Raw genomic sequence first — 8,524 nt, 5'->3', positions numbered from 1 at the left:
CTTCGGCTGATTTCGGTCTCAATCCCTTTTCGGCGCAGTTCGGTGACTTTCGGCCCTTCGTGCAGCGTGGCTTCTAAACCATTCTCCTGGTCTTTGTAGCTGCGGTGGTCGACTCGGGCAGTGTATCCAGCCAGATCCAGGTGCATATTGCAGATATCGGCAAAGTGTTCGCGCCAGTGTTCGATTTCTCCACTGTGTTTCTGATCCAGTTCCCGGGTTTTCTCGGTGAAGCCTTCCTGAGTAAGTTTGCGTGTGCTCATCAGGATATGCGCGTGATAATTGCGTTCATCACTACCAGATCCAGTATGCGGTGCATGAATACAGGCATCGATGGCCACCTGATGTCTGTCCACGATACTGGCGCATAGCTCTTCGAGCATGGCCAGGCGTTGTTCCTGATTTAATTCACTTGGAAAAGCGATTTCAAATTCTCGGGCAACTGTCGAGTTTTTTCGGGTTTCCCGTTGTTCAACTTCGTTCCAGAGTCTTTCCCGGTTTTTTAAATGTTCTGGTGCGCCTTCGGGTAAATAAATTTCTTTATATTCCACACCTGTTTTTCGGCTGTAATCATGTTCTCGGCCCTCACGTTCACAATAGATCTTTTCACCTGCCCGATAGGCAATCGCAGCAGTAGCGGAACGCCCTGCTGATCGTGCTACGGTTTTGACTGAAAAGTGGTAAATCGCCATGCCTATTTTCGCTTTTAAATTTTCACGTAGTGAAATACAACCGTGGATACGGTTGTCGGGGTATTGGGGAGACCCCAATCGGACTTGCAAACGAAGTTTGCATAAGTGCGCTCTTCGAGGAAAACATTACTATACATATAGCACCTTGAATGCATATTCAAGTGCGCTTATGTTAGGGATGGTTTCCCAGGATGATGGTATTGGATTATGAGCGTTACTGAAACACTAGATAGTAAAATCAAGGCACAGGAAGAAAAGCTAAAGCAGTTAAAGGCTCAAAGACAGGCAGCACTGGCAAGAGAACGTGCCAAAGAGAAAGAACAGGCTCGAAAGGATGATACCAGACGCAAGATTTTAATTGGATCCTGCATGCTAAAAATCACCGAAGATGATGAACAGGCCAGAGCAAAACTGATTGCTCAGATGGATAAATATTTAATGGATGAAAGAGATCGTAAGCTGTTTGATCTGCCCGCATTTAATTATTAATTTTTTGAAAAGATACATAGGAATTTGAAATGAGATTGCTAATTGCTTTAATTTTTCCCTGGCTGCTGTTTTTCACCATAGGGCGACCATTTGCAGGCATCATTTGTTTGCTACTTCAGATTACAGTTTTAGGTTGGATCCCGGCTGCCATCTGGGCGGTCTATGCTTTGTCGCAATACAAGACTGATCAGAAAATTAAAAGAACAATTCGCTCATCATAAATAGTGTAATTGTGTGATTTTTAGATCTGATTGATTTTGTGATTTCCATCACACTTATCCATGAGCGAATGATCAGATTGTGAAGATTATTTGAGCAATAAGTGATTTAATAAATCTTATAACAATAATTATAAAACTCCAGAGGTAAAGAAATTAATCCTCTAATTCTTAGTTAAAAAAATAATTAAAACAAGAATTAGAGGATTTCATTTTTTATCGAATTCACTCTATTTTTTGCCACAAAGCTCCTATCCAATAAGGGTATGGGGCTACTTTTTTTGACTTCGCATAAGAGATCTTATGTTAAATATGAATTTTATTTATAGACATTAATAAGATTCATATAATTGTTTTAGCTTTGAAAACTAAAGATTTTCATCTTTAGTTTATGGGATTGATAATTGTGCATAGTTAAGGAAATAATCGAGTAGAATAGTTCGTTTTTATGGTTGAGATAGTAAATGATTAGGGAGGAAAAAGATCAAGAAAGTTGGAAAAACTTTAATCTTGATGACATTAAAAATACTCCTCTAGAAAAATTTCATCCATTTGAAGAATCAATGATTTTAAAGGCTGGTGATACTGAAGAAGAAGCTTTAGAGATTGTTTCTAAAGAATTTGAACTAGTTGATGGGATCGATTCAAGAAAAATTCTTCTTAATGCTATTCAAAGTTGGGCGATTGTTTCGATAGATAACTTGAGGCACGTAGTCGAGAAAAGAAGAGATGCTAGAGAACGATTTTCGAAATTAGCTCACCTTACATTATTGAATCCATTTGAAGTATGGAAAATTAAATATTCTGATGGAGGATTTAGACTTGCTTTTATTGGAATATTTGCTGGTTCCAAAAACCATATTCTGCTGATTTTAAAAATAGATGTGAATAATAACGTTCTTTGGAATTTTATGCAGTGTGAGTTAAAAAAGCTCAACAAGCATAGGCTAGGTGAATTACTTTATAAGAAATAAAAAAAAGGCGAGCTAACTGTTAGTTGCCCGCCTTCCGTCTCTCTTAAGGTCTCACACGACACTAATATCCAAGTATTAATGGTGTTCCTACGCAAATTATAGCTCTTGGAAGCAATTTGTTTCGCGCTTAAAAGAGACATCTAAATCGATTAGATAATGATAACATATTATCATAGAGTGCAGCAATAACATCAATTTTTGACCAAACAAAGATGCGTGAAATATTATTCTTCACTTTTGATAAATCAATTGCTTAAAGATAGTGATGATTGATTTTTGCTAAGTTGAAACCAAGCAAATACAAAGAAATTGAATAAAGTTTAGATAATAAAAAACCCCGGCATCCTGCCGGGGTTTTTTATTGTCGCTGATTGTGCTGTTGTACCCTCTGGTCCATGTGCAATAACTTATAATTTTTGTTTTATGTTATGGAACTTCCTGTTCCTGATGAGTTCATCATAGGAAAGTTCCAGTATCCTAGATAGCCGCAAAGGGCCGAGATTCACGTAAGCCTGAGCGTACAAAATAGCCTAAATTTTATCCCCAGCAATTGGGGATAGTTTTGGAACCTGGATCCGTATGAAATGGGCACTGATTGTCAAATTGATCGTTTTTTAACCAAATTTACTGGCAAAATGTTACAGATTCGCTTAAAAACTCACCAACTTATTACAAAAGCGACTTTTTGCTGATTTCCTAGTCATGGCTAAATTTTTAAGTAATTGATATTTATATTAATATACAATTGTACTTCGTATAACCGCCATTATGTTAAATAGCATAAAAAGGGACCTCAGATTTGGGTCCCTTTTATCTAAATTATTTGTATGCTTGGATAGATTTTAGAATCTCCTGTCTGGCTTCTTCTACATTGCCCCAACCATTAAATTTCATCCATTTACCTTTTTCCAAGTCTTTATAATGTTCAAAGAAATGTTTCATTTGATCTAATTGAAGCTGAGGGAGGTCGCTCAGATCTTCAACATTGTTATATAGAGGTGTGAGCTTAGAATGAGGTACAGCAATGATCTTTGCATCAATACCGGCTTCATCTTCCATATACATGACTCCGACAGGTCTGCTGCGAATTACTGATCCTACAGCAACCGCATGGGGAGCTATTACAAATACATCTAAGGGATCACCATCCTCGCTTAATGTTTGAGGAATATAACCGTAATTGTACGGATATGACATTGCTGTACTTAGAAAGCGATCAACCAATAAAGCATCATATTCTTTATTCACTTCATACTTGATGGGTTTAGCATTTGCCGGGATTTCGATGATGCTATTAAAGTCATCTGGTGGATTAGTACCTGCTTTAACATTTTTAAAAGTCATTGTTTTACCTTCTAATATTTAGATTATTAATGATTAGTGAAAAATTGATAGGAAAGTATTCCTAGTACTGTAAAGATTAATGAACCTATTACATGGATGGCTATTGTTGAGATAGCATATTCAAACTTTGAAGCTTGTAGCAACGCAACAATTTCAACTGAAAATGTTGAAAAGGTCGTTAAAGCACCGCAGAAGCCTGTCACAACGAATAACTTATAATTAGGGCTTATTGAGCTATTTGAAAAAAATGATACAGCTAATCCAATAATAAAAGCACCGATTAAGTTAACAATCACTGTCCCGAAAGGAATATTTTCAAATACGCTATTAAATCTTAGACTTATGCCCCAACGAAGCCAGGCACCGATTACAGAACCGAGAGCAATTGATAAAAGAGAAAGATACATGTCTGCTCCTAGTTATGAGCAGCAAAAGATATATAAATAAAGAACTTTATGACGGGAAAACATAGCGTAGCTCCATTTTGTAAAAGCAGAGCACGCGACTACGTACCCTGCTTGAGGGAAACGTAGGTATCATCAGCCAGAATTGGCGGTTTGTGTAAGGAGGATAGCCATCTCCTTTGAGTACTATTATTTAAAAATTGATTAGCTAATTCAACAACCTTCTATTATTAAAATACGTAAGTTTGATACTTTTTTATCTTTAGCTTAGTAAAACTTGAAACTTTTCATTTTTTCTATAATCTTTTTGGAAAGGGTGTCCAGCTAAGCTGAGGCAGGTGTTTGTTGTAGTCGGGCCGCTACAATATTGATAAAGAGCACCTGTATGTTTAATTTCAAGATTTTTAATAAAGTCTCTACGGAAGTATTGACGATCAAAAATGACCTTCAGCTTAATGCTGAGCTGCAATTAATTAATAAATATAAAACGGCTATTTCTGAAGATTATAAACAGGCTATTGTTTTGATCTTTAAAGAACGTGGCTATACACGTTTGGAAATAGGTCAATTACTTGGGGAGCTAAAAGCTTCATAAAATACCGATTAAACAAAGCTTGGATATAACATCCAGGCTTTATAAAAAAGTACCTAGCTGTTACCCTTGTCCTGATTTTTTTTTACTCTAAAAAGTTCCTTCATCTTATGACACTTACGCCACCTTAAGTTTATTTACCGTCTTAAATCTGTAAATAACTCATCACTGTCTAGTGATGTGGTGTAGTCGCTTGTGTGTTGTATATATCACATCACTAGCCTATCTGAAAAATTAAAAAACAGGCTATGTTTATGTTATCTAATGTCCGAGAACAGTGGTTCTCTAACATCCGTGGGGATGTACTTGCCGGATTAGTCGTCGGTCTTGCACTCATCCCTGAAGCCATCGCATTTTCAATTATTGCAGGTGTAGATCCTAAAGTCGGTCTATATGCATCCTTTTGTATTGCCGTCGTGATTTCTTTCGTAGGTGGTCGTCCTGCCATGATTTCAGCTGCCACCGGGGCTATGGCACTGCTTATGATCACATTGGTCAAAGAGCATGGGCTTGAATATCTGCTGGCAGCAACAATTTTGACAGGCGTGATTCAAATATTGGCAGGCTATTTAAAGCTTGCCAAGTTAATGCGGTTCGTATCTAAATCTGTGGTTATTGGATTCGTAAATGCGTTAGCGATCTTAATTTTTATGGCTCAGTTGCCTGAACTGATTAATGTGACTTGGCATGTATATGCTCTAGTTGCTTTAGGTTTGGCGATTATTTATCTCTTCCCTCTGGTTCCCAAATTAGGAAAATTACTCCCTTCTCCACTAGTCTGCATCATTGCAATCACATTATTGGCAATCGCTTTAGGAATTGATGTACGGACCGTGGGCGATATGGGGTCTTTACCTGACACACTTCCAATGTTCTTGATTCCAAATATTCCTTTGAATATTGAAACATTGATGATTATTTTGCCTTATTCAGTCGCACTGGCGGCTGTAGGTTTACTTGAATCGATGATGACAGCAACTATCGTGGATGAAATGACAGATACGCCAAGTGATAAATATCAGGAATGTAAGGGACAAGGGATTGCGAATATTGCTTCTGGCTTTATGGGTGGCATGGCCGGTTGTGCCATGATTGGCCAATCTATGATTAACGTAAAATCAGGCGGCCTTACACGCTTATCAACATTCTCTGCGGGTATTTTTCTTCTTATTCTGGTTGTATTTATTAGCGACTGGCTCAAAGTGATTCCAATGGCTGCATTGGTAGCGGTAATGATCATGGTCTCTATTAGTACTTTTGAATGGAGTTCTGTCACTCAGTTAAAAGATAATCCTAAGAGTAGTAATATCGTCATGATTGCGACAGTGATTGTAGTTGTTGCTACGCATAACTTGGCTCTAGGTGTATTAACGGGCGTATTGCTTTCAGCCTTGTTCTTGGCGAATAAACTTGAAAATGATATCCAGGTGACAGCTTCTTTTGAGGGAACGGCCCGTTTGTATGATTTGAGAGGTCAGATCTTCTTTAGTTCTTCTGAAAAATTCATGCAAGGTTTTGACTTTAAAGAGGATGTAAAGGATGTGATTATTGATTTGACCCATTCTCACATTTGGGACGTAACATCAGTCGCCATGCTTGATTCTGTTGTAAATAAATTTCAAAAGAATGGTGTGAATGTCACTGTGCGTGGCTTAAATGAAGCTAGCTCTATCATGATTGATAAGTATGGAACACATGCCAGAATCTAAGTGAAGGAGACTCTACATTTATGTAGAATCTCTAAAATTAACATAATACACCTTATACGAAATGCTCTAAATTATTTGTTTTAATTCAATAGTTTATTTCGTATTGAAAAGCCCAACTCAGCTGAGTTGGGCTTTTTTGTGGATTTTTCATGTTCCACGCTTAATAAATAAGCAATGTTCCACGATTTTATTCAGTTTTAATAAACATCATCCGGTTTTTTGAGGAGTCATTATTTCAAGTGCTTGCACTGAAATTGGCTCTTCAAAAAACTGGAGTCTTGGCTAACCATATGGAAGGAAAAAGCGGCTTAGGAAGCCTCTCTTCTTCTGTTCTGGTTCAACATGCTCCGGGATAGGAATACGCTTATTGTCTTGCTGAGGAGTAGTCAATTCGTCATAGTTCGTTGCTAGTTCCGACCGAGGATCCGTTGCTATATCCTGTTTAAAGCTCTGATCGGTAAAGGTAGTCATATTGGCTTTTGGTGCTTCTAGTAAGCGCTGCATAGCTTCAATCTGTTCTTGATAAAACGATTCACGTTCTAAAGATTGATTTTCTCTCTGTATTGCCTGATTTAATTGTTTTTCCAGTATGTCAACTTGACGTTTTAGTAAGTCAACTTCTGTCAAGTTTTGACTGTTAATTGATTGACTTTGATTGACTGTATCCTCTTTTTTTTGTGGTTCCCCAAAAACTCTTAGGGCCTCTGAAAAGTCAATTAATCCATCAGATCCTTTAGATAAATTTCCTTTGTTTATATGTGCATATATGGCTTGTCTTGAATATCCATAAAGCTTAGCTAACTCTGAAACTGACAGTTTTTTCATTATGTAAACCAGTTTTCAACTTGTGTTAATACCTGACTGTTAACTTAACAATTTCAATTAACAATGTCATTGAAATCCTAATTTTCTGAGTAAAGGAAGTAATTCCTTAAATTTCTCTGCATCTTGCAGCATGGCAGCTATACGTACAGCAAACTGCTGATAGCTTTCTGTGCCTTGTGAATATTTACTCATCTCAGGAAGCTCTGAGAGCTTGTTGGCGAATAGATGGCGTTGTTTATCTGTTATTTTTGAAAAGAGGTCTAATGTATTCGGATCTCTTTTAGATTCGACTGAATGCGTGGCTGATTTTTTCTGTTTAAAGCTAAATGAAAAACCAGTAATAGATCTACCTGTTTTATGCTGTTCAACTTTGACAGTAATATCGGTATGTTCATTTACTTGTTTTAATGCAATGTCTAAAACATATTTTTTAAAATCATACATTCGTTTGTATTCAGTCTCGAGTACACCTATTTTTTGTCTAAAATCATACATAGTTATGAGAGGCGTTTTTCCAGTACTACGCCATGCAATCAATATTTCATATAAACGAACAGCATAAGCACTTGTTAAATTACTTATTTGTTGTATTTCATACTTTGTAAATTGTTCTTCTAACCTAGTAATTAAAGGCACAATAGCAGGGGCAAAAATAAGTCTAACGACAGCTTCATTATCAATATAAGCCACCTCGCTCACCCATCTTGATTTGTGATTAATAATGTTACCTTTTTCACTAAGACTCTGATAACTGAATTGTCTTGCAAACAAGTCATCGCAAGCATCTTTTAACGCCTGATAAGCCGTATTTCGATGTACACCAAACTGATTAATATAACTTTCAGCATGAACTGTTAGTGGATCATTAGCATTTATCCCTTTACCCGATTCCCTTGCTTCAACAATAGCTAGGAGAATTAACCTCTGTTCAACTAGATCGAGGTTATAACTGGCATTGATTAAGGCGTTATCTTTAACAACTAGTTCTGTTTTCATATGAAAAGATTATATTTTTAATTCAATAAGACGAGGTTATATAATTATCTCGCTTAATGCAAGGTAAACCTCGTTTTAATGCAAGGTAAACCTCGTTTTAATGCAAGGTAAACCTCGTTTTAATGCAAGGTAAACCTCGTTTTAATATCTCTAGAACCATTATGAATAAAGGATTACAGCTTAATTAAAAGCATTTAAAAGCTTAAAAATAATTAAAAGCCCAGGGAGTAAAAAATTGCCCTTGGTTTTCGCTTCGCTCAAACTCTATTGAATCTCGCTTTCGC

General features: G+C 36.8%; 10 protein-coding genes and 1 riboswitch. Of the genes, 5 read left to right on the top strand and 5 right to left on the bottom strand.

The genetic code is table 11. The features are described 5' to 3' along the window. The coding region (gene mobQ, locus ACP7AK_RS15200) for a MobQ family relaxase (RefSeq protein WP_425880200.1) at positions 1-689 on the bottom strand (689 nt) is incomplete at its 3' end. Positions 690-896: 207 nt separating this feature from the next. On the opposite strand from mobQ, the gene ACP7AK_RS15195 reads away from it, so the two are divergent. The 3 genes from ACP7AK_RS15195 (at position 897) to ACP7AK_RS15185 (ending at position 2,370) form a co-directional block, all read left to right on the top strand. Further along, positions 897-1,178: a mobilization protein gene (locus ACP7AK_RS15195; protein WP_243475604.1), complete on the top strand. Its 282-nt coding sequence runs from the start codon at positions 897-899 to the stop codon at positions 1,176-1,178. A 29-nt stretch (positions 1,179-1,207) separates the two neighbouring features. Further along, a complete protein-coding gene (locus tag ACP7AK_RS15190) occupies positions 1,208-1,399 on the top strand; it encodes a YqaE/Pmp3 family membrane protein (protein ID WP_004728112.1) in 192 nt (63 codons plus the stop codon). Between the two features lie 461 nt (positions 1,400-1,860). Beyond that, entirely contained in the window at positions 1,861-2,370 is a 510-nt protein-coding gene (locus ACP7AK_RS15185) for a PBECR2 nuclease fold domain-containing protein (RefSeq protein ID WP_180103981.1), read from the top strand. 819 nt (positions 2,371-3,189) lie between these two features. Here the strand turns inward: ACP7AK_RS15185 and ppa are convergent. Both ppa and crcB read right to left on the bottom strand, forming a co-directional pair. Continuing rightward, positions 3,190-3,714 (bottom strand): inorganic diphosphatase, encoded by a 525-nt coding sequence (ppa, locus tag ACP7AK_RS15180; RefSeq protein WP_131275023.1) that lies wholly within the window; start codon positions 3,712-3,714, stop codon positions 3,190-3,192. A 26-nt stretch (positions 3,715-3,740) separates the two neighbouring features. Next, positions 3,741-4,121, bottom strand: coding sequence for a fluoride efflux transporter CrcB (gene crcB, locus ACP7AK_RS15175; RefSeq protein ID WP_005225409.1), 381 nt, complete (start codon positions 4,119-4,121; stop codon positions 3,741-3,743). 116 nt (positions 4,122-4,237) lie between these two features. Beyond that, positions 4,238-4,305: riboswitch (Fluoride riboswitch) on the bottom strand. Positions 4,306-4,503: 198 nt separating this feature from the next. Between crcB and ACP7AK_RS15170 the strand changes: the two genes are divergently transcribed. Together ACP7AK_RS15170 and ACP7AK_RS15165 are read left to right on the top strand one after the other, a co-directional pair. Then, positions 4,504-4,713: a hypothetical protein gene (locus ACP7AK_RS15170; RefSeq protein WP_004282305.1), complete on the top strand. Its 210-nt coding sequence runs from the start codon at positions 4,504-4,506 to the stop codon at positions 4,711-4,713. A gap of 251 nt (positions 4,714-4,964) precedes the next feature. Then, on the top strand, positions 4,965-6,419 hold the full coding sequence (locus ACP7AK_RS15165) for a SulP family inorganic anion transporter (protein WP_151819645.1): 1,455 nt from the start codon (positions 4,965-4,967) through the stop codon (positions 6,417-6,419). A gap of 282 nt (positions 6,420-6,701) precedes the next feature. On the opposite strand, the gene ACP7AK_RS15160 is transcribed toward ACP7AK_RS15165, so the two are convergent. Further along, a complete protein-coding gene (locus ACP7AK_RS15160; protein WP_004896925.1) occupies positions 6,702-7,244 on the bottom strand; it encodes a plasmid replication DNA-binding protein in 543 nt (180 codons plus the stop codon). Between the two features lie 66 nt (positions 7,245-7,310). Next, entirely contained in the window at positions 7,311-8,240 is a 930-nt protein-coding gene (repM, locus tag ACP7AK_RS15155; RefSeq protein ID WP_004896921.1) for a replication initiation protein RepM, read from the bottom strand. Positions 8,241-8,524 lie beyond the last annotated feature (284 nt).

The sequence above is a fragment of the Acinetobacter sp. TWP2-2-3 genome (genome assembly GCF_049896445.1).
Classification (GTDB): domain Bacteria; phylum Pseudomonadota; class Gammaproteobacteria; order Pseudomonadales; family Moraxellaceae; genus Acinetobacter.
The sequence above is the reverse complement of the archived record's forward strand: the minus strand, read 5'-3'. Positions and strand labels throughout refer to the sequence as shown.

Bases quoted from the DNA above. Each gene is read 5' to 3' on its own strand.
- ACP7AK_RS15195 (WP_243475604.1), top strand. From the start codon at position 897: ATGAGCGTTACTGAAACACTAGATAGTAAAATCAAGGCACAGGAAGAA.
- ACP7AK_RS15190 (WP_004728112.1), top strand. From the start codon at position 1,208: ATGAGATTGCTAATTGCTTTAATTTTTCCCTGGCTGCTGTTTTTCACC.
- ACP7AK_RS15185 (WP_180103981.1), top strand. From the start codon at position 1,861: ATGATTAGGGAGGAAAAAGATCAAGAAAGTTGGAAAAACTTTAATCTT.
- ppa (WP_131275023.1), bottom strand. From the start codon at position 3,714: ATGACTTTTAAAAATGTTAAAGCAGGTACTAATCCACCAGATGACTTT.
- crcB (WP_005225409.1), bottom strand. From the start codon at position 4,121: ATGTATCTTTCTCTTTTATCAATTGCTCTCGGTTCTGTAATCGGTGCC.
- ACP7AK_RS15170 (WP_004282305.1), top strand. From the start codon at position 4,504: ATGTTTAATTTCAAGATTTTTAATAAAGTCTCTACGGAAGTATTGACG.
- ACP7AK_RS15165 (WP_151819645.1), top strand. From the start codon at position 4,965: ATGTTATCTAATGTCCGAGAACAGTGGTTCTCTAACATCCGTGGGGAT.
- ACP7AK_RS15160 (WP_004896925.1), bottom strand. From the start codon at position 7,244: ATGAAAAAACTGTCAGTTTCAGAGTTAGCTAAGCTTTATGGATATTCA.
- repM (WP_004896921.1), bottom strand. From the start codon at position 8,240: ATGAAAACAGAACTAGTTGTTAAAGATAACGCCTTAATCAATGCCAGT.